General features: G+C 31.8%; 20 protein-coding genes. 6 read left to right on the top strand and 14 right to left on the bottom strand.

The genetic code is table 11. The features are described from left to right. Positions 1-140: 140 nt before the first annotated feature. The 3 genes from M2326_RS11185 to aroC all read right to left on the bottom strand — a co-directional run bounded on the left by M2326_RS11185 (position 141) and on the right by aroC (position 4,878). Positions 141-2,336 carry a response regulator gene (locus M2326_RS11185; protein ID WP_264619645.1) on the bottom strand — a complete coding sequence of 732 codons (2,196 nt, stop codon included), beginning with the start codon at positions 2,334-2,336 and terminating at the stop codon, positions 141-143. A gap of 56 nt (positions 2,337-2,392) precedes the next feature. Continuing rightward, positions 2,393-3,676 carry a dicarboxylate/amino acid:cation symporter gene (locus tag M2326_RS11180; RefSeq protein WP_264619646.1) on the bottom strand — a complete coding sequence of 428 codons (1,284 nt, stop codon included), beginning with the start codon at positions 3,674-3,676 and terminating at the stop codon, positions 2,393-2,395. 140 nt (positions 3,677-3,816) lie between these two features. Further along, a complete protein-coding gene (gene aroC, locus M2326_RS11175; protein WP_264619644.1) occupies positions 3,817-4,878 on the bottom strand; it encodes a chorismate synthase in 1,062 nt (353 codons plus the stop codon). 222 nt (positions 4,879-5,100) lie between these two features. Here aroC and M2326_RS11170 point away from each other — a divergent pair, with 222 nt between their 5' ends. Both M2326_RS11170 and M2326_RS11165 read left to right on the top strand, forming a co-directional pair. Further along, a complete protein-coding gene (locus tag M2326_RS11170) occupies positions 5,101-5,925 on the top strand; it encodes a UDP-2,3-diacylglucosamine diphosphatase (RefSeq protein WP_264619643.1) in 825 nt (274 codons plus the stop codon). 130 nt (positions 5,926-6,055) lie between these two features. Continuing rightward, entirely contained in the window at positions 6,056-6,529 is a 474-nt protein-coding gene (locus M2326_RS11165) for a hypothetical protein (protein WP_264619642.1), read from the top strand. A gap of 50 nt (positions 6,530-6,579) precedes the next feature. Here M2326_RS11165 and M2326_RS11160 read toward each other — a convergent pair whose 3' ends face one another. Together M2326_RS11160 and bshA are read right to left on the bottom strand one after the other, a co-directional pair. After that, complete coding sequence (locus M2326_RS11160) at positions 6,580-7,008, bottom strand: protease complex subunit PrcB family protein (RefSeq protein WP_264619641.1); 429 nt, start codon at positions 7,006-7,008, stop codon at positions 6,580-6,582. A gap of 10 nt (positions 7,009-7,018) precedes the next feature. Next, the gene (gene bshA / locus M2326_RS11155; protein ID WP_264619640.1) at positions 7,019-8,188 is read right to left on the bottom strand and encodes an N-acetyl-alpha-D-glucosaminyl L-malate synthase BshA; all 1,170 of its coding nucleotides are present in this window, start codon (positions 8,186-8,188) and stop codon (positions 7,019-7,021) included. A 254-nt stretch (positions 8,189-8,442) separates the two neighbouring features. On the opposite strand from bshA, the gene M2326_RS11150 reads away from it, so the two are divergent. After that, on the top strand, positions 8,443-9,210 hold the full coding sequence (locus M2326_RS11150; RefSeq protein WP_264619639.1) for a patatin-like phospholipase family protein: 768 nt from the start codon (positions 8,443-8,445) through the stop codon (positions 9,208-9,210). Positions 9,211-9,333: 123 nt separating this feature from the next. Here M2326_RS11150 and M2326_RS11145 read toward each other — a convergent pair whose 3' ends face one another. Both M2326_RS11145 and M2326_RS11140 read right to left on the bottom strand, forming a co-directional pair. Next, positions 9,334-10,743: a glycosyltransferase family 2 protein gene (locus M2326_RS11145; RefSeq protein ID WP_264619638.1), complete on the bottom strand. Its 1,410-nt coding sequence runs from the start codon at positions 10,741-10,743 to the stop codon at positions 9,334-9,336. Positions 10,744-11,096: 353 nt separating this feature from the next. After that, complete coding sequence (locus M2326_RS11140; protein ID WP_264619637.1) at positions 11,097-11,414, bottom strand: winged helix-turn-helix transcriptional regulator; 318 nt, start codon at positions 11,412-11,414, stop codon at positions 11,097-11,099. A 121-nt stretch (positions 11,415-11,535) separates the two neighbouring features. On the opposite strand from M2326_RS11140, the gene M2326_RS11135 reads away from it, so the two are divergent. Further along, a complete protein-coding gene (locus M2326_RS11135; protein ID WP_264619636.1) occupies positions 11,536-12,048 on the top strand; it encodes a lactoylglutathione lyase family protein in 513 nt (170 codons plus the stop codon). Between the two features lie 256 nt (positions 12,049-12,304). Here the strand turns inward: M2326_RS11135 and M2326_RS11130 are convergent, their stop codons facing one another. The 5 genes from M2326_RS11130 to M2326_RS11110 form a co-directional block, all read right to left on the bottom strand. After that, entirely contained in the window at positions 12,305-12,787 is a 483-nt protein-coding gene (locus M2326_RS11130; protein ID WP_264619635.1) for an ABC transporter ATPase, read from the bottom strand. 103 nt (positions 12,788-12,890) lie between these two features. Next, a complete protein-coding gene (locus M2326_RS11125) occupies positions 12,891-13,682 on the bottom strand; it encodes a (Fe-S)-binding protein (RefSeq protein ID WP_264619634.1) in 792 nt (263 codons plus the stop codon). Between the two features lie 145 nt (positions 13,683-13,827). Then, entirely contained in the window at positions 13,828-15,135 is a 1,308-nt protein-coding gene (locus M2326_RS11120) for a 4Fe-4S dicluster domain-containing protein (protein WP_264619633.1), read from the bottom strand. A 4-nt stretch (positions 15,136-15,139) separates the two neighbouring features. Next, complete coding sequence (locus tag M2326_RS11115) at positions 15,140-16,108, bottom strand: MlaD family protein (protein ID WP_264619632.1); 969 nt, start codon at positions 16,106-16,108, stop codon at positions 15,140-15,142. A gap of 49 nt (positions 16,109-16,157) precedes the next feature. After that, entirely contained in the window at positions 16,158-17,306 is a 1,149-nt protein-coding gene (locus M2326_RS11110) for an N-acetylmuramoyl-L-alanine amidase family protein (protein WP_264619631.1), read from the bottom strand. A 134-nt stretch (positions 17,307-17,440) separates the two neighbouring features. Between M2326_RS11110 and M2326_RS11105 the strand changes: the two genes are divergently transcribed. Together M2326_RS11105 and M2326_RS11100 are read left to right on the top strand one after the other, a co-directional pair. Continuing rightward, entirely contained in the window at positions 17,441-20,122 is a 2,682-nt protein-coding gene (locus M2326_RS11105) for a putative LPS assembly protein LptD (RefSeq protein ID WP_264619630.1), read from the top strand. 107 nt (positions 20,123-20,229) lie between these two features. After that, positions 20,230-20,610: a RidA family protein gene (locus tag M2326_RS11100; RefSeq protein WP_264619629.1), complete on the top strand. Its 381-nt coding sequence runs from the start codon at positions 20,230-20,232 to the stop codon at positions 20,608-20,610. On the opposite strand, the gene M2326_RS11095 is transcribed toward M2326_RS11100, so the two are convergent. Then, the gene (locus M2326_RS11095) at positions 20,600-20,971 is read right to left on the bottom strand and encodes a methylglyoxal synthase (protein ID WP_264619628.1); all 372 of its coding nucleotides are present in this window, start codon (positions 20,969-20,971) and stop codon (positions 20,600-20,602) included. The genes M2326_RS11100 and M2326_RS11095 overlap by 11 nt on opposite strands. A 15-nt stretch (positions 20,972-20,986) precedes the next feature. After that, complete coding sequence (locus M2326_RS11090) at positions 20,987-21,841, bottom strand: N-acetylglucosamine kinase (RefSeq protein WP_264619627.1); 855 nt, start codon at positions 21,839-21,841, stop codon at positions 20,987-20,989. Positions 21,842-21,926: the final 85 nt, after the last annotated feature.

Genomic DNA, 21,926 nt, shown 5'->3' with positions numbered 1-21,926 from the left:
TTAGACTTAAATATAAGAAAAAAGGAGTAGAAATCCATAGATATCTACTCCTTTTTATGTGTCAATTTATTAGAAAGACTTTTTCAGTGCCCTCTATAAAAATAAAGCGTTTTTTTATGTTATTTTTTCATTTTTAAATACTAATTATTTAAAATAAGTCGAGAGATCGTCTTAAATAAAACTGTAGATTCAAATGGTTTTACTATAATATCATTCATCCCGGATGATTTAGATTCCTCTGCAACTTCTTCTTTACTAAAAGCAGTTAAAGCTATTATAGGAATTGTAATTCCCATTTTTCTAATAAAACGAGTTGCTTCAAAACCATTCATTACTGGCATATTGATATCCATCAAAATTACATCAAATTCATTTATTTTTAAAAGTTCAATTGCATCATAACCAGATTCTACAACTGTACAAGTATTGTTGTTATTTTCAATAATTTTTTTGGTTACCATTCTATTAATAGTATTATCATCAACGACCAAAACTGAAAATAATTGACTTTCAGAAGTTTCCAACTCATTATAATTATTCATGGTACCTATACTATGTAAATCAGTATCAAAACCTATTACAAAACTAAATGTAGAACCATGACCCACTTCGCTATGTAAATGTATAGTACTTTTAAATAACTCTAACAATTTTTGTACTATAGGCAAGCCTAAACCTGTTCCTTGATAATCTAGCTCTTTTCTACCTACTTGTGTAAATTTATCAAAAATCTTTGAATGGTCCTCTCTCGCTATTCCTATACCTGTATCTTTAATATTAAATTCAATCAAATTAGTATTTCCTTCGACGCTAATCAATTTTACAATAATAAAAACTTTTCCATGATTGGTAAATTTCAAAGCATTACTCAATAAATTTATTAAAATTTGAGAAAACCTTAATTTATCACCAATTAATAAATCTGGTATATTAGGATCTAAATCTATTTCGATTGTATTATTATGATCTTTGGCAATAAACGATAAGGAGTTTATAATCATTTTAATTTCATCTGAAATATTAAATGTTAAACTCTGTAATACAATTCTATTTTCTTCGATTTTATTTATTTGTAAAACATCATTTATTAAGGTTAATAAATATTTAGCCGAAAATTTTAGAGAATTAAGATGCGGACTATTTTCTAATTCCTTATGCTCTTCTAATAGCATATTTGTAATCCCCACTACACCATATAAAGGTGTTCTCAATTCATGAGTGATGGTAGAGACAAATTGAGTTTTCAGTCTTGAAGACTCATCTGCCATTTCTTTAGCAACGATTAAATCAGCATTACTACGAGTTAAATCTTGAATTGATTTTTTCTTAAAAAGGTAATTCTTATAGAGCGTGTACATTTGTAATAACAAAATAATAATTACAATAATGAATAACCCAACAATAATCTTTGTTTTTTTTATACCTTGCTCTTGTAAAGTATTAACCGCAGTTATCGAATCAACTTTTCTTTTATACCCTTCAAGTTCAATATCTATACCTACACGCTTGGCTCTTTTAATATTTTCAGAATTATTAATTTGTTTTGTCAATTTATTATAAGAAACCAAATAAATGTATGCATTTTTGTAGTCACCTTTTTTGAATAAATATTTTGAGTACTCTAGAAATACAAATGACAAATCCTCATTTTGCTCTGAATGTTCTCCTAACTGGATTGCTTTAAAGAAAAAAGCTTCTGCTTCAATATCTTTATTAATAAAACCAGCATACATTCCATTAAGCATATTTACAATAATAGCATCCGATTCATTACCATATTTAGTACTATTTTTATTTATAAAATCTAAATATTCTATACCTTCTTTATAGGAAGCATTATCAAAATATGCCCAAGTAATATTTAGTTTTGTTAAAACAATCTTTGCAGTATCCTTATTTTTCTCATCAAAGAGTAGTGTTTTCTTTAAAAATAATAATCCCTTTTTATAATCCTTTTTTTCAAAACAATAAATATTTCCAAGGTTATTATAAATACAGTTTTTGATAGTATCATTATTCCCTTTTTGAGCATATAATAATCCTTTATTGTAATTGTAAATGGCTTTATCGTATTCTGAAAGCTTTCCGTAATTGGAACCGATTATATTATAAGCTCTAGCAATTAGCAAATTATCTTTTCTTATTAAGGCATAGTGTAGTGCTAACTTAGAGGCAATAAAAGATCTTTCAAAATTAGACTGATCAAGCAAACTAGAAGCATCTTCTGTTAATTTTAACACTTCTTGCCTAGTAGGAATTTTGTTAATTGTATCAACAAGTACTTCAGAAGTTAATAATGAAGTAAAAACACTTATTATAAAATATAATTTTAACATAATTTTTAGAAGTTAACCAAATATACATTAAAAGATATACTTTACAACTCTTTACATTATTTTTCTAAAGGAAATTGTTTCAATTTCCCCACAGATTTGGCAACAATTGTAGCAACTGTAGCATCACTGGTAACATTTACAACAGTTCTACACATATCTAATGGTCTATCAATAGCAAAAATAAGTGCTAGACCAGCTTCTGGAATTCCTGCTTGTCCCAACACGATTACGAGCATTACCATACCTGCACTAGGCACTGCTGCAGAACCTATTGATGCCAAGGTAGCAGTTACTACAATCATCAATTGGGTATGTAAATCCAAGGAATGAGGCAACATAGCTTGTGCAATAAAGATTGCTGCAACAGCCTGATACATACTTGTTCCATCCATGTTTACAGTAGCCCCCAATGGTAATACAAAACTTGAAACTTCTTCATCTACGCCTACATGTTCTGTTACACATTCCATTGTAACAGGAAGTGTAGCTGCACTTGAACTTGTTGAGAAAGCTAATAATTGAGCTGGTGCTATAGCTTTAAAAAACTGAATTGGATTTACTTTTGCAAATACAATTAACAATGTAGGATAGAGTACAAAAACCATAATCAATAACCCTAAAAGTACTGTTAATCCGTAAATTCCTAATGCTGCCAATGTAGAAAAATCTGGTATTTCAACCATTAAAGCCGCCATTAAAGAAAATACACCATAGGGTGAAAATAACATAATGACATCTATAATTTTCATAATAACATCATTTAAACCCTTAAAAAAATCAACTACAGGTTTTGCTTTTTCTTCTTCAATTAAGATCAATCCTATACCTAATAGAATTACAAAACAAATTACCTGAAGCATACTTCCATTATCAGACAAAGCTTTAAAAAAATTATCTGGAACAATATCAATCATTGGTTGTAATGGTCCACTAGTTTTAGCTTTTTCTGCCAAATCTATTTTCTGGGAAGCATCACCTGAAAAATTTTCTAATAAACTTTTTCTTGATGCTTCATTAATGAAACGGCCGGGTTTAACAATATTAGCAAGAACCAATCCTAAACTGACGGCAAATATGGTTGTCCCCATATAGAACAATACTGTACGTCCACCTAGTTTTGAAAGCTTAGAAATATCTTTCAAATCGGCCAATCCTACAATTAAGGATACTACAATCAAAGGGACTGCAATCATTTTTAGCAAATTAATGAAGATGGTCCCAAATGGTTTAATCCAATCTACTACTATTCCTTTTTGTTCTAAATTTTTCATTAGGAAACCAAAAAGCAATCCTGCAATCATTCCGATTAATATTTTCCAATGTAGTTCTAGTTTTTTTATCATTCTTAGTAAGCGTTTTTAAATTTGATTAAAAGATACAAAAAAAGGCGCGCTTAATTAGTAATTAAGCTACACCTTTTAAAAAATCATTATACTGTTAAAAAAACAATATAAATATTCTATTAAATTACAGATAAACCTTATTTATAAGTTTTATTAATTAAGTAGAAATCAGCCAAAACGATAGCGGCCATAGCTTCTACAATAGGAACTGCACGTGGTACAACACAAGGGTCATGACGACCTTTCCCTGTCATCTCGGTAATATTTCCTTGATTATCTAGTGACTCTTGTTTTTTCATAATAGTTGCAACCGGTTTAAACGCTACTCTAAAATAGATGTCCATTCCGTTGCTAATTCCCCCTTGGATACCTCCTGAAAGATTTGTTTTGGTTGTTCCATCTTGATTATACAAATCATTATGTTCACTACCTTTCATTTTTGAACCGCAAAATCCACTACCAAATTCAAAACCTTTTACAGCATTAATCGATAGCATTGCTTTTCCTAAATCAGCGTGTAATTTGTCAAAAACAGGCTCCCCCAACCCAATTGGTACATTTTGAATTACACAGGTTACAGTACCACCAACGGTATCACCTTCTTTGCGAATTTCACGAATATATTCTTCCATTTCTGCAGCCAAAGCTTCATCTGGACAACGAACTGGATTACTTTCAATTTTAGTAAAATCCAAATCTTGATAAGGTTTCTCTAGATAGATAGGTCCTACAGAAGAAACATAGGCATTAATTTTTATCTCCGGCAACATTTGTTTTGCAATTGCTCCACCTACAACTCTACTGGCTGTTTCACGAGCTGAACTTCTTCCACCTCCGCGATAATCCCTCGCACCATACTTTTGATCATATACATAATCAGCATGACTTGGTCTGTAATTGTCTTTGATATGAGAGTAATCATCTGATTTTTGATTGGTATTTGGTATAATAAAACCAATTGGAGTTCCAGTTGTTTTTCCTTCAAAAATTCCTGATAAAAATTGTACATCATCTGGTTCTTTCCTTTGGGTTACAATAGCCGATTGCCCTGGTTTTCTCCTAGACATTTCTAGCTGAATTGCATCAAAATCTAAAGTTATTCCAGACGGACATCCATCTATAATTCCCCCTAAGGCTTCTCCGTGTGATTCTCCAAATGTTGTTAATCTAAATAGTGTACCGAAGCTATTTCCTGCCATTATATTTAATTTTCAACAAAAATACTATTTTATACGGATTATGCATTCAATATAAATCAAAAAAATAGACATTTTTCAAACTCTGGGATCGTTAAACTAGAAAATTTGCTATGAATTATAAAAATTGACTTTGAATTAATATTGACTCTTGTATCTTAACCTTAACTTTCAATTCATAAACTATCAATGCCTTTAATTTGCAATAATTCAAATAAGAATACATTGAAAAAAAGAAAAGTTGAATTAGTAGTAATTTCAGACACACACTTAGGGACTTATGGTAGTCATGCCAAAGAACTCTACAAATATTTAAACTCGATAAAACCCAACATTTTGGTTTTAAACGGAGATATAATAGACATATGGCAATTTAGAAAATCCTACTTTCCTAAGGCCCATTTAAAAGTGATTCAAAAAATCATCAGTTTTGCTTCAAAAGGTACAAAAGTCTATTACATTACAGGTAATCACGATGAAATGCTACGCAAATTCAGCGACCTTAATATGGGGAATCTATCATTGGTAGACAAACTAGTTTTGGAATTAGATGGAAAAAAAGCATGGATTTTTCATGGAGATGTTTTTGATGCTTCCGTAAACCATGCCAAATGGATTGCCAAATTAGGTGGCTTAGGTTACGATTATTTAATTTTAATCAATCGCTTTGTCAATTGGTGTTTAGATAAAATCGGAAAAGAACCATATTCTTTTTCGAAAAAAATAAAAGCAAGTGTTAAAAAAGCCGTCAAACATATTTCTGATTTTGAAGAAACTGCTACCGAGCTAGCGATAGAAAACAAATATGATTATGTTATCTGTGGTCACATACATGAACCTAAAATGATCCAGAAGATAAATAAAAACGGGAGTACTCTTTATTTAAACTCTGGAGATTGGGTAGAAAATTTAACCTCACTTGAGTACAATCGTAAAAAATGGAAATTGAGACGCTATGATGAAACCTATTATGCAGAAACGATAAACACTACAGATGATGAAGAAATATTAAATACCAAGCTCATTGCTTCTATTTTGTTTTCCAAATAAATCAAATGCAATAACTCTTTACAATTAAATATTCTTAAAATCAATATATTATTTTTAATAATTCCCAATAATTTGTTATATTTTCGCCGTTATGCAATTAATATAATATTGTATGAAAAATTATTAAATTATGAAAAGACTTATTTTATCAGCTATTATGCTAGTGACATTGGCATTTAACACACAAGCCCAGGAGATTTCCAAAAATGCTTTAGGATTACGTTTTGGTGATAATAACGGTTTTGGTGGGGAAGTATCTTACCAAAGAGCTTTGTCTAGAGACAACAGACTAGAATTAGATTTGGGCTGGAGAAATAGTAAAAACGTAGATGCTTTCAAGCTAACAGGTATCTACCAATGGGTTTGGAATATTGAACAAGGATTCAATTGGTATGCAGGTGTAGGTGCTGGTGCTGGTACTTACAGCTACAAAAAAGAAAGCAATTCATTTGTTTATGCTGCAGGAGATATCGGAATTGAATATAATTTCCCTATTCCACTTTTAATCTCTTTAGATTTCCGTCCTGAATTTGGTGGATCCGGATATTACAAAAACAATTACGGATCTGATGTTGCATTATCACTGAGATACCAATTTAACTAAAGAATAGTACGTAATAAAAATGCCGCTCAAATTAATTTGAGCGGCATTTTTTATTTAATTCGAATTGCTTTTTTTGAATTTATCTTCAAAACACAGTATGGATATGTAATTCCTTGCGTGACCATATCATCAGAACCAGGCTCCGTTTCTTTTACTGTAATGATAATAGAATCTTTAGTTTGCTGAAACTTTTCCACTCCTATTTTATAGCCATCCGTCGCTTTCTCTCCCATATTCAAAATTAAAAAATTTGAATTTTGAATATCACTCGAATTTATTTTTTTTCTTAATACAGCATCGTTTAACAACATTTTTATTTCATCGGGTTCACTAAGTATTTCAAAAAACTTGATATTGGCTCCACCTTTAGCTTGTTGTGTCAATACTTCATACAAAGGCTGTATTTTATTTTTTTCAACTACTATCGAGCCACATGAAATTAAGAAAAGCAAAAAGAATAAAATACCTAATTTTTTCATGTAACAAATTTTACTTCAAAACTGACTTTGATTTTTTAGCATATTTTTTAGCATATTTTTTCAAAGCTTCCTCATACAAGTTCACGTAAAGAGGTAAAATGTTTTTAATATCAAATTTCTTGGCCACTTCTAAGGCGTTTTTCTTGAATTCGCACAATACTAAATCATCACTTAAAATTTTAAGTGCATTCTCAGCCATTTCATCTATTTCTCCTACATCGCTTAAATAACCAGATATACCAGGGAAATTTACTTCTGGTAAGCCTCCAGAATTACTAGAAATTACTGGAACTCCCCAAGCCATAGCTTCAAGAGCTGCTAGTCCAAAACTTTCGGTCTCTGACGGTAATAAAAAAAGATCTGAATAACTTAGAATTTTATCAATTTCATTACTATTTCCAAAGAAAATCACCTTATCCAAAATACCTAATTCTTGACATAATAATTCTGCTTTTTCTTTTTCAGGACCATCACCTACCATCATTAATTTGGCAGGAATTTTTTGTTGTATTTTATCGAATATTCGAATAATATCCGGAATTCGTTTTACTTTTCTAAAATTACTGATGTGCGTTATAATCCTTTCACCATTCTCAGCCATTACAGAACGACGACAAGGAATATGTGGATCAAGGGTGTTTTTGTCTAATTCGATAAAATTCGGAATCACATGAATATCTCTTTTGATATTCAATAATCTATAGGTATCTTCTTTCAAACTTTGTGAAACAGACGTTACCACATCTGATTTATTAATACTAAAGCTTACAGCTGGTTTGTAATAGGGATGGTTACCAACCAAGGTAATATCTGTCCCGTGCAAAGTGGTCACCATTGGGATATGAATTCCGGCTTGTTTCAACATTTGTCGTGCCATATAACCCGCATAGGCATGTGGAATTGCATAGTGCACATGTAAAATTTCAATATTGTACAATTTTACCATATCTACCAATTTGCTAGACAATGCCAACTCATAAGGTTGATAATGAAACAAAGGATATTCTGGAACATTTACTTCGTGATAATGTACATTAGGGTTTAATAAAGCCAAACGCACGGGTTGACTGTAGGTTATAAAATGTACCTCATGCCCCATACGACCTAACTCTAATCCTAACTCTGTAGCGACAACACCACTTCCCCCAAAGGTTGGGTAACAAACAATTGCAATTCTCATCTATTCATTTTAATATAGACCGCAAATTAAGCAAAAATGACACAATAAAAGGTAAAATTAAGTTAAATCTAAAAGATGAAATCTGAATAAAAAATCTTTAAATATAGTACTATTTTGCAGCTAAAAATCAACCGAATTTAGTTTCGTTTGGAAATAGTATTTCCAAATTGCGATCAATAAAACAAATATTTTTATAACTTCGTTTTTGGAAGATAAAACCTCTTTTACTACACTTCAAATAAGTAGCATTACAAATGAAATATAAAATAGGAATTGTACTATCGGGTGGTGGCGTTCGGGGAATTGCTCATTTGGGAGTTTTGAAAGCTTTGGAAGATTTCGGAATTCAGCCATCAGTGATTTCAGGTACAAGTGCTGGTGCCATTGCAGGCGCCTTCTACGCACATGGTTATGCGATTGACGAAATTGTTTCTATCATAAAAAATGGACACTTTTTTAATGTTTCTCGTACTATTCGAAAAAAACAAGGCATATTTTCTATGAAAGGCTTTGAAAAAATCTATCATGACTACTTCCCTAGCAATTCTTTTTCTGACTTGAAGATTCCGCTCTACATAGCTGCGACAGATATATTAGCCGGAGAAATAACTTATTTTTCAGAAGGCGATTTGTCACAATCAATAATGGCTTCGAGCTGCATACCAATGATCTTTGAAGCGGTACATTATCAAGGACGCTCTTATATTGACGGCGGTGTTTTGGATAATTTTCCAATTGATCCTTTGTTGCACAAATGCGAAAAGATAATTGGTGTCTCGGTAAATTCAGTTCAAAAAGATATTCAAGAATTACATTTGAATACAATCGTTGATCGCACTGTACATTTACTTCTTAGAAATACCTTACAAGATAAAATTCAACACTGTGATTTATTTATCGAACCACCTAACATGAGTCAGTTTCACATGTTTGGTCTTCGAAAAATTGACGCCATATTCGATTACGGCTACCAATACGGTCTTTCACTGGAAAAGGAAATCAAACAATTAATAGCTGAATAATTAATAATAACCTTGCACATTTAATTAAACTATCCTAATTGAGGTTAGACATGCAATCCACGATGATAAAAAACAGAAAAAGCCACTAGTACAGTGGCTTTTCTATTATTACTTGAATTTATTTTATTTTACAGCAATTTCTCTAGTCAACCAACCACTTTTACCAGCGGTTGCAATAGCATACGGGGAAATCCAGAACAATCCAAAAGTATATAAAACACTATAAGCATAAGCCCATAGTGACTCTGATGCGCTATATTTTTTAGCATAAAACAAAACTGGAAAACTAGATACAATCAATATTCCCAACAAAGTTGAACTCAAAAACAATATTGGATGAACAACTATAAAGTACAACATAAAAATTATAAATGGATATGTCATTACAATAGTTAAGAACTGATTTAAAAATAATAATCTTGTTCCTACTTTATTTCCTTTTTTAAAATTTTTGAAGACAAATTGTGACATGGCTAAATTTTCACGAACATTACTTCTACCCCAACGAATAAACATTTTATATAATCCTTTGTATTGCTCTGGAACATCAGTAAGTACGATGGCATTGCGTTGAAAAAGTACTTTTTTACCTTGTTTCAAAATCATATTGGTCATTGCGCGATCTTCGCCAATATCTGAAGGTCTACCCATAAATTCTTGATGAATCCAATTTGGTAAACAAGCAAAAACTTCTTCTCTTTTGTAGGCAGCAAGTGCACCAGGTGTGCATAAAACACTCCCTAATTGACTCTCTGCTGAGCGAACAAATTCAAAACTCATCACAAAACTTACATTCAGCATTTTTGGCAATATCGCTTTTTCGTTATTTAAAACTCTCACATTACCCGCAACCGCACCACATTCTTTATCTACTACAAACGGACTAACTAAATTACGCAACGTATTTTTTTCTATAATCGAATCACTATCAATGGTTACAAATACAGCACCTGTACCTAAATTAAAACCACGGTACAATGCTTGTCTCTTTCCTGCATTTTTTGGTTGTTGTAAGGCCACTACGCGGTCTCCAAGTTCCATTTTTGCTTTCTTCATCCAAAACCAAGTATCATCTTTACTTCCGTCATCAATAGCAAGAATCTCCAATTTATGTTGTGGATAATCACTATTAGCAATGCTCAACAAAGTCGAATAAACCAAATTACCTTCATTGTATGCTGGAACTATAACTGTAATAGTTGGCAATTCATCATCACTTACAGATTCAATAGGTTTATAAGTAAAATACAAATAGATATTATACACTAAAAAAGAAAGCTTGAAAGCAGCAATTGCTAAGGTAACCGCCAAAAAAGCAAAACCAATAGGTGAATTAAGACGGCTTTCATTAAAATCGTAAAATTCAGGTTGCAAATTATAAACTACAGTTGCACCACTGATTAACAATAACATAGTCGAAAGCAATACTATTTGACTTGTTATTTTTGAATTATCTTGTGGAACCTTTACATTGTTTTGTACATCATTCGAAAGGATCGAATTATCTGTAAATTTTACATCTTGTGTTTTCATATAGCGCTAGTTTTTATCTTATACTTATTTTCGATAAACAAATAGCAATACATGTGCCTATTCCTTAACTAACACAATTACAAGTGATTATAAAAAACAATACTTAATGAACTGTATAAAAATTACCCACTTTTACATTTACTAAAATTTGAATGATTAAAGATCCTACTTAAAATATGGTTTATTAACGTATCGAAACATAACTAGCTAGAATCTTATCGTTTAGGATTAAGATGATCAGAAAATCCATAATTCTTCTTGGGTAAAAATTACCCATACACAAACTGTTTCATTACAGTATCAACAGTTATTGTTTTTAATAAGCACATCCACTTTGTACGTATTGATCAGTTCTACGAATTTTGTTCGCTTTGTTCAATACCCCATTGATCTAAACTTCTTAAAATAGCTTCCAATGATTTTCCTTTTTCTGTCAATTCATATTCTACTCTCGGCGGTACTACAGGATACACAATCCTTTTGACTAAGCTATCAGCTTCTAATTCTATTACGGTTTGCGTGAACATTTTGTTTGATATCCCATCAATCTTTTTTTGCAAAATACCAGAACGAAGTCCGCCCTCTAATAAATGAAATAATATAAGTGGTTTCCATTTTGTTCCAATTAAATTCATGGTATAATTAAGTGGACAATATTTTATTTCGCTCATATTTTAAACTATTACTTATTGATAAACAGCATTTTACTCCTTTAGGTTACTATATCACTTTTGGGTAAGTTATTGCCAATAAGGCTAATATAATCTAATTTTGTATTCAAAAAGAAGAAATATGAAAACAAATAACACCTATCCAAAATCATTTTCACATATCGGACTTACAGTCCCAGATATCAAACAAGCAGTACAATTTTATTCTGAAGTAATGGGATGGTATGTAATCATGGAACCATCAAAAGTATTGAAAGAGAAAGAAACTGCCATTGGCCAAATGTGTATTGATGTATTTGGTGATGATTGGGAAGAATTTGAAATTGCACATTTATCCACTTCAGATGGAATAGGAATTGAATTGTTTTCATTTCCGAATGGAAAAAAAGAAGCTCCCGAATTTAGCCCGTTCAACACAGGACTTTTCCATTTCTGTATTCAAGATCCAGAAATTGAAGCTTTGATAGAAAAAATAGTGGCTCATGGTGGAAAACAGAGAATGCCAATTAGAGAATACTACCCTAATGACAAACCTTACAGAATGTGTTATGTACAAGATCCATTTGGAATTGTATTTGAAGTTTATACACATAGCTACGAATTAACGTATTCTTCGGGAGCTTATAATTCATAATTTGAAGGTATATGGAATTATGAAGTGAGATAGTACAAGTTTGCATGAATGATAGAATTGAAAATCCCAAAAACAAGTGAAGCGGTACCAGAATTTGTTGAGAACTTGTAACGGATAACGTGACGCATTCCCGATAGCTATCGAAATTACAAAGCTATACGCCCAAAATAAGATGGTAAGCATAAACAACGACTTGGATTGACTGAAAAAAAAAGAGGCCAATGAGCCTCTTTTATCTTTTTGTAACAATTCTTTATTAAAAGAAACGACTGTGCCAGCTGTCTGCAGCTTCAACCTCCCAAGACTCATTGAATTCTTGTACGTTATTGATTAAATTATTAAAAACAATTGTATTCTCTGTAACTGACTTGTCTTTGACCATTTTTTTAAAGTCAATAAGTGGTTTGTGTGCAATATGTTCACCTTGTTTGAAGGTAACATTCATTTTGTCTAACAAATCAACACTATATTTTTGTTCCAACGATTGGATAAATTCTACGGATGAATCAATAGAACAACCCGTTGCAGCTTGAACATCCTGGTTTACTGCCAAGATGATAAATCTATTGTACTTCAATTGGTACGAAGATTCTAAACTAGTACCGTGAGCAGCCCAGCTTTCTAAGAAAACTTTTAAATCTCTTTCAATATCAGCCATCTCCACATCCGAAAATTTTCTATTGGATTGGTAAATCCAAATTCTCGATTCTTCGGGTAAATTTTCAAAAGGTACGTACATGGTATTTTTATTTTATTTTAAACTTAACCTATAATTAAAATTATGGAGTTAAGAATATTTTACTTATTATCAATTTTTGACTTAAGACATTTTGAAATTTATCTTACAAATCCTGCGCATTGGCAATCAACTCAGCGATGTCCATTACTTTAACATCACCTTCTTTCTCCTTATTTTTGATTCCGTCAGTCATCATGGTATTGCAAAATGGACAACCCGTTGCAATGATTTCTGGAGTTGTTTCAAGTGCATCTTCTGTTCTTAAAACATTTACTTCTTTATTACCTGGCTCAGCATCTTTAAACATTTGCGCTCCACCTGCACCACAACATAGACCATTAGCACGAGATCTTTTCATTTCAACTAGCTCAGAATCTAATTTCTCAATTAATTCTCTTGGAGCTTCGTATACTTTATTAGCTCTACCAAGATAGCAAGGATCATGAAAAGTAATTCTTTTTCCTTTAAATTGTCCTCCCTCAATGGTTAATCTTCCATCGTCTAGCAATGATTTCAAGAACTCAGTATGATGTACTACTTCGTATTCCCCCCCCAGTTCGGGATATTCATTCTTCAAGGTATTAAAACAGTGTGGACAAGCCGTAACGATTTTTTTTGCTTCATAGGCATTCAGAACCTCAATGTTCATCATCGCTTGCATTTGAAATAAAAACTCATTCCCTGCTCTTTTTGCTGGGTCACCAGTGCAGCTTTCTTCCGTACCCAAAACGGCAAAAGGAACATTTGCACGATTCAGAATACGTACAAAAGCTTTAGTAATTTTTTTGGCTCTATCATCAAAACTTCCTGCACACCCTACCCAAAACAAAACTTCTGGTTGTTTTCCTTGTGCTAGCATTTCTGCCATTGTAGGGACGATTAAATTTTCAGACATGTTACTTTTTTTATATTGTTCAACCCTTTAAGGAATCACTATGATTATTTTGATACTAAGTGTTTGCTTTTTAAAAAAATAGACTTCCGCTACAGAATACTATTGAAACACTTTTTATTTTTTATTCAAAAAACTATAAATTTTTCTAATTTTCGTTTTTCCAGTTCAGACGATCTTGTTGATTGTACTGCCATGGTGCACCATTATTTTCTACATTGGTCATCATAGCATTAATAGGCATTGGAGCAGCACTTTGTTCCATTACCAAGTAACGACGCATATCAATAATAATAGAAAGTGGACTAATATTTACTGGACATTCTTCTACGCAAGCATTACAAGAAGTACAAGCCCATAATTCTTCTGGAGTGATGTAGTCGTTTAATAAAGTTTTATTATCTGGAATAAAAAGACCTTTATTGGCGTCGATATTTTTACCTACTTCTTCCAATCTATCTCTAGTATCCATCATAATTTTACGTGGAGACAATTTTTTACCAGTAAGATTGGCTGGACAAACCGATGTACAACGACCACATTCAGTACAGGTATATGCATTTAACAATTGTACCCAATTTAAGTCCTGTACGTCACTCGCACCAAATTTGGCTGGTACTTCTCCCTCTGCTGGAGCAGCAGCTGCAAACGGATCTGCTGTTGGATCCATCATCAATTTCACTTCTTTGGTTACTGCCTCCAAATTACTTAATTGTCCCAATGGATTTAAGTCTGCAAAATAAGTGTTTGGAAAAGCTAGTAGAATATGAAGGTGTTTTGAGAAATAAAGATAATTCAAAAAAACCAAAATTCCAGAGATGTGTAACCACCACGCACTTCTTTCGATGATTTCAAGAGAACTTGCTGACATATTAGAAAAGAGCGGTGCTATAAACTGTGAAATCAAATTCCCTGAATTACTTCCTTGAAAATGAGTATCAGTTGCATTCATCAGCAAAAATAAAGTCATCAAGACCATTTCGAAATATAAGATATAATTTCCATCATTTTTTGGAAAGCCCTTTAAATCTGGATTTATGAATCGTTTAATTTTAATAACATTTCGACGAATCCAAAAAATAATAACAGCCACTAAGACTAATAAAGCCAATATCTCAAACGAACCGATTAAAACACCATAAAGTGCTCCCATCGAAGAGAAAATCCTATGTGTACCAAAAAGTCCATCAATAATTATTTCTAATAATTCGATATTGATAATTACAAAACCAACATAAACAATGATATGAAGAATTCCTGCAACAGGCCTTTTAACCATTTTGGATTGCCCTAGTGCAATCATGGCCATGTTCTTCCAACGTGCTTGCGGATTGTCTTTTCGATCAATAGCAATACCTAAATTGATGTTACGGTTTATCTTTTTTATATTCATAAAAAAATAACCAAAACCACAAATTAATAAAATCGCAAAGAACAAGTTATCTAAATAATCCATAATATTATTTTTTATTTTTGGAAAGTGTATCGTTTACAGGTGGTGCAACATATGGCTTATTCTTTTTCCCAAAAAGAGATACATTTACATAACGAGTTGGATTCAACCTTAAATCTTGAAGTAATAATTCTAATTCTTTTGAGGTTTTACTAAAATTATTGTATAATACATCATCATTCAATAATTTACCCATTGTCCCTTTACCCGATTCCATACCGGCCACAATTCCATTAACTTTGCCTAAGGTAGCATTTAGATTTCTAATCGTTCTACCTATGTTAGCTTTATTAATCGAATCTGAAATTTTAGAAAAATTACCAGAAACCTTATTAAAATTAGTTACCATACCTTTTATCTGAACTTTATTATCATCCAGAATCGTATTTACATTAGCAGATGCTTTATGAAATTGTTCCATAGTTTGACTTAACTCTGCTAAACTTTTCTTTAAATCTTGTTGTGTTTTTTGATCTAGTACATTATTAATACCCGAAATTAATTGATCTGCATTACTTATCAGTTTTTCAACTTTTGCTTGTAGAGGTTCCAATTGATCACCTAGTTTTTGAGTAAGACCTTTGCGTACTTTTCCACTCAGTCTATCACCCGTTACAGCCAAGGTTTTGTCGTCAAAGTTAGGTTCAATAGCAATTTGTTTACCTCCAATAAATCCAGGTTCATAAATGATAGCTGCACTAGATTTGGAAATAGGGAAATCTGTTTTAATTCGAAGCTGCACCAATAATTTACCAGTAGTTTCACTGATTGTGATACCGTTCAATTTACCGATCACCAAACCATTTAAAGTAATAGGTGCAGATGGTGCTAAACCTTCTACATTATCATACTCAACATAGAATGTTTTATAATTAGAGAATAAATCTCTCCCTTTTAAAAAACTGTATCCCCAAATAAATAATAATATAGATGCAATTACTAATATTGCCGTTTTAATTTCTCTTGATAATTTCAAAATATATGTATTTATTACAAATTTAATATAAAAATTTCATAACCTAATGTTATTTGATAGCATCTTGCACACTCACTTTTTTTCCACCAACAAAAGCGGTTATAAAAGCATATTGATATCCTTTAGCTTTTGCTTCCTCCAATAATTTTTTAGCTTCATTATAATCTGAAGTCTTTCCGTACATGTAGCGGTATAAATTTTTATCATAATCAACAGATAGATTATTTAAACCTTTAAAATTCTTTCGTGTTAATGCTAACTTTTTACTGATAGCTGTAATTTGAATTTTGAAAACGGCATCAGAATTAGATTGTGTAGCAGCAACAATTGCTTTTACAGAATCTACAGTGCTTCTCGCTGGGACTGAAGTATCTTTGGCTACTGGTTTTGGTGTTGGTTTTGCTATTTCAATCGTTTCATTACCCGAACCATAATATTCATTTTTATAACGCATAATAGCATTAGTAATTGCTCGTGCAACCTCTAACTGTCCTTTTTCTGAATCTAATAAACTTCCTTCAACAGGGTTTGAAATAAAACCAGTTTCAATTAATATTCTAGGCATGTAAGCTTTGTGTAGAACCATAAAAGGAGCTTGTTTGACTCCTCCTCCTCTTATTTTCTTCCCAAGCTTCTCAAATTCATCTTCAACTTTACTAGCTAATGATATACTATTTTCAAGATATTCCTCTTGCATCAGCTTCATACCAATCATAGTTTCAGGAGAATTAGGATCAAACCCTTCGTATTTTCTTTTATAATCCTTTTCTAATGTGATAACAGAGTTCTCTTTTTTGGCAGCTTCTAGATTGGATGCAATTTTATTCATACCCATTACATAAGTTTCCGTTCCATCTGCAGAAGTATTTTTATTCGCATTACAATGAATAGAGACAAATATGCTTGCGTTATCTCTGTTTGCTATATTGGCTCTTTCGACTAAATCAATAAAAACATCTGTTTTACGAGTATAATTTACATCTATTTTGGGATATGCTTCTAGCATTTTACCAACCTTCAATACAATCGCCAAGGCAATATTCTTTTCAACATGTCCATTATAAACTGCTCCAAAATCATGAGCACCGTGTCCAGCATCAAGTGTAACCTTAAAAATACCAGATTGACTATAAATAGAATGAGTGGCTATAATTGTAAGAAAAGTAAAAAATACTTTTATTTTATTGAAAGTGCACATACTTTATAAAGTTAATTTAATTGAAAAGCTACCGCTATAATTTAGGCAATTGATTATTTTTGGCAAAAATAATATGTAAGTTTGCAAGTTCAAATAGCGAGCCATAATTTTTTACAAAAATAGTATTTAAACCTTTGCAGACAAACTTATTTAATATCGTTTTACTATCGCTTCTCCTAAGTATTGGATATACTAATTTATATTCACAAGAGTTGCCCAAAAAAACAACTGCTATACCTGCTATAAAACAAGCAGATAAGACGGTTAAAACTTCGAGCTCAAAAAATATTCCGGACATAAAACCAATAGACAGCCTACCAAAAAAAGACACCTTGACGTCTAATAAAGCTATTCTAGCAGGGAAAGTAAGGTATAAAGCTGATCAATATTCAAAAATTGACCAAAAGAAAAAGCATATTACCCTCTATGATAAGGCTGAACTTTATTATCAAGATATTGAATTGAAATCCGGTATCATCATTTTGGATTATGAAAAAAATGAAGTTTATGCAGGAAGAATAAAAGATTCAACTGGAAGATTTACACAATATCCTAACTTTAAACAAGGTGCAAATGTTATCGAACCAGATTCTATTCGATTTAACTTTAAAACAAAAAAAGCATTAATCTGGAATTCAAGAACTGACCAAGGTGAATTTAAAGTAAAAGCTCAAATTTCAAAGAAAGAAAATGATTCCGTTTACTTTCTAAAGAATGCTCGTTTCACTACCTCTACCAACATTGATAATCCTGAATATTACTTTCAAACTAGCAAAGTAAAATTCATTCCAGGAAAAAAAGTTATTACCGGTTTGACTCATATGGTTATTGCAAACGTTCCAACCCCTATAGCCTTACCGTTTGCTTATTTTCCTATGAGTAAAGAAACTAGTGTTTCAGGAATTTTATTACCTAGTTATAATGATTCTAACACAAGAGGTTTTTCATTACAAAACGGAGGATATTATTTTGCGTTAAGTGATAAATATGATTTGACAGTAATGGGGGATTATTATACCAACGGAAGTTATGGTATGCGTTTTGAGTCTGCTTATGCAAAAAGATACAATTATAGAGGAAACATCAATTTCAGATATGAAAACTTAATTTCTAGTGAGCGTGGATTTCCAGATTATTCGAAACAAAAAATCTACAATATTCAGTGGTCACACTCTAGAGATGCCAAAGCAAATCCTAATTCTAGTTTTTCGGCTTCGGTCAATCTGGGAAGTAGTAAATATTTCAGGCAATCAATTAATCAAGCCAACGTAGGGTCAAATTTAAATAATACATTAAGTTCATCTGTTTCCTATTCTAAGACATTTAATTCCATTCCTGAGGTGCGTATGTCACTTACAGCCACGCATTCTCAAAACACACAAACAGAAAGCATTGACATGACCTTACCTACACTTCAATTAAGTGTAGATCGTATCTATCCTTTTGCAGGGAAAGATGACGTCAAAAAAGGTTTTATAAAAAATATAAATTTTCAATATAATTTAAATGCCAGAAATAGTATAACTACATCAGATTCTCTATTTTTTAAACCACAAATGTTCAGAGACGCGAAAGTAGGGGCACAACAAAGTATTCCTATTAGTACCAACTTTAAACTATTTAAGTATTTTAGTGCTACGACTTCTGCCAACTATGAAGAAGTTTGGTATTTAAAAACATTAAAAAGATATTACGACACAGACAAAAATGCTGTTGTTGATGAAATTCAAAGTGGTTTTGATGCTTTTAGAACTTATTCCTTCTCTTCTAGTTTAGGAACTACCGTGTATGGAACATTTAATTTTGGAGACGATAAAAGGATTAAATCTATAAGACACGTCATGCGTCCGTCACTATCCTATAGCTATACTCCTAGTTTCGAAAAGTATTATGATACCTATGCTACAGATGCAAGTGGAACAATGCAAAAATATTCCCGATTTGAAAACGGAATCTACGGTGCTCCTGGACTTACCAATTCTAGTAATCTAGGTATCTCAATTAGTAATACTTTTGAAGCTAAAGTAACCGATAGAGATAGTACAAAGGTAGAGCCTAAAAAAATTATGCTTATAAACAACTTGAACTTCTCTACTAGTTATGATTTGAATGCAGATGGTGTCAATACCTTAGCTTGGTCACCAGTTCGTGTTAGTGGTGGAACCCAATTTTTCAAAGATAAATTAAATATGAATTTTGGTGCCACACTTGATCCCTACGCTATCAATAACTCGGGGACTAGAATTAATACCTTTAACATTGATAATGGAGGAAGCCTATTTAGAATGACTAGTGCAAACATGACATTAAATTATGCTATTTCGAGTAAAGACAAACAAAAAGAGGAGAAAAATTCTCAAACTACAAGAAATGGTGGTCGAGAAGATGATTTATTTGGAACTAATAATGGATTCGGTAACAATCAAAAAAGTCAGTTTGATGGTAGCGAAGAAAAAGGAGATGATAAAATATCCGAGTTTTTTCATTCAAATTTGCCATGGGACATGACCTTTGCTTACTCCCTTACGTATGGAAATAGCAATAGAGAAAAAACAATAACAGGTAATTCTGTAATGATTTCTGCAAATACAGACTTAACTCCAAAATGGAAAGTTGGTGTCTCTACAGGATACGATTTTGTCCAAAAAGGAGTTACCTATACACAACTTCGTTTTGAACGTGATTTAGCAAGTTGGAGAATGAGTTTTAACTGGACACCTTTTGGAACTAATGCCAACTGGAATTTCTTTATAGGAATCAAATCTGGCGTACTTAGTGATATAAAATGGAATAAAAATAGTGCAGTGCGACGTTAATATTATGATTTTTTTATACCTTTCAACTACTTATGAAATTTTTTTGACTAAGCTTTAAAAAATAATTTTTTATATATTAACTTATGAATAGCGATAAAAAAAAACAGATGAAAAAGATTATTTTTACAGAAGATGCTCCTGCACCTATCGGCCCTTATAACCAAGCTGTATTACACAAAGACACCTTGTATATCTCTGGTCAAATCGCCATAAATCCCAAAAATAATGAATTGGTAATGGAAACTATTATTGCCGAAACTAAGCAAGTAATGGAAAATTTAAAGGCAGTACTAGAAGCAGCAGGAATGACTTTTGAACAAGTGGTAAAAACAACTATATTCATCACCGATATGAATGACTTTGCTAGTATCAATAGTGTTTACGGATCCTATTTAAATGAAAAAACCGCTCCAGCTCGTGAAACGGTTCAAGTAGCCTGTTTGCCAAAAAACGTTAATGTAGAAATTTCTATGATTGCTATTCAATAGTAATCGCATTCAATAACAACTGTGCCGAGGCTTCGTTTGTTGCAATAGGCACATTGTGTACATCGCAAACTCTAAGTAGCATATTTATATCTACTTCGTGTGCATGACTAGCAAGAGGGTCCTTGAAGAACAAAACCATTTTTGTTTTCCCCTCTGCTACTCTGGCAGCAATTTGCGCATCACCACCCATAGGACCAGAAAGCATCTTTTTGACCTTAAAACCTGCTTTTACAGCTTTTCCACCAGTAGTACCAGTAGCTATTAATTTAATTTTTTCAGTTTGTAAAATTTCAATATTTTTATTCAAGAATTGAACCATATCTACCTTTTTACCATCGTGTGCAATAATTGCTATTTCCATAATATATAATGAATTTTATTTGTTTTCAATATGGTATGCAATCAAACCATCAATTGGTCTTCTTAACACATTCCCCAATTGAAGTCCGTATTTATCAAAAGTAATTTGTAATTCTTCCCTTAAATAATATGCTATTGAGCCTACAAAATGTACTGGAACGTCTTTGCAATTATCATATTGTTTTACATAATTTTTCACAAAAGACTTCATTCCTTTAAATATAATTTTTTTACAAAATTCCGTATCTTTATGTTGAATTAAAAATTTCGCAAATGTAGCCATGAAAGCATTAGGGTTCGGCTCCTTATATAATTTTGTTTTTAAAAAATCAGCTTCTAATTTATATTCTTTTTCAAATTCAACCACCAATTCTTTTGGCATTTTATTGAAATAATATTTTCTGATTAACTCTTTTCCAAAAACATTACCACTACAATCATCCATAATAATATAACCTAATGATTGTACTTTTTGATGTAAAACTTCACCATCAAAATAACTACAATTCGATCCTGTACCAAGAATACAAACAATAGCTTTTTCATTTTTGGGAGTAGTTGCATATACTGCAGCATACGTATCTTCTTCAACTACAACAGTTGTAGCATTAGAAAAATATTCTTTAAAGACGGTAGTTAGTGAATTTTTCATTTTATCAGTGCCACATCCTGCACCGTAAAAATATAAATGTGTTGCATCATCTTTACTTTGCTGAAGATCAAAACGATCATTGATACGCTCTATAATCACTTCTTTACTTAGAACTTCGGGATTTAAGCCTAATGTTTGTGTTGTAAACAATATCTTTCCACTATCATCTATTGCAATCCAATCTGCTTTGGTTGAACCACTATCTACTAATAATCTCATGCTTTATGGTTATTTTATGGTTATTCTTTTATTTGAATGAAAGATAATTTATTTCTCTTATAAAAAAAAATCCCGTTACTATTTA

This window comes from Flavobacterium psychraerolatum, assembly GCF_025960985.1.
GTDB lineage: Bacteria > Bacteroidota > Bacteroidia > Flavobacteriales > Flavobacteriaceae > Flavobacterium.
The sequence above is the reverse complement of the archived record's forward strand: the minus strand, read 5'-3'. Positions and strand labels throughout refer to the sequence as shown.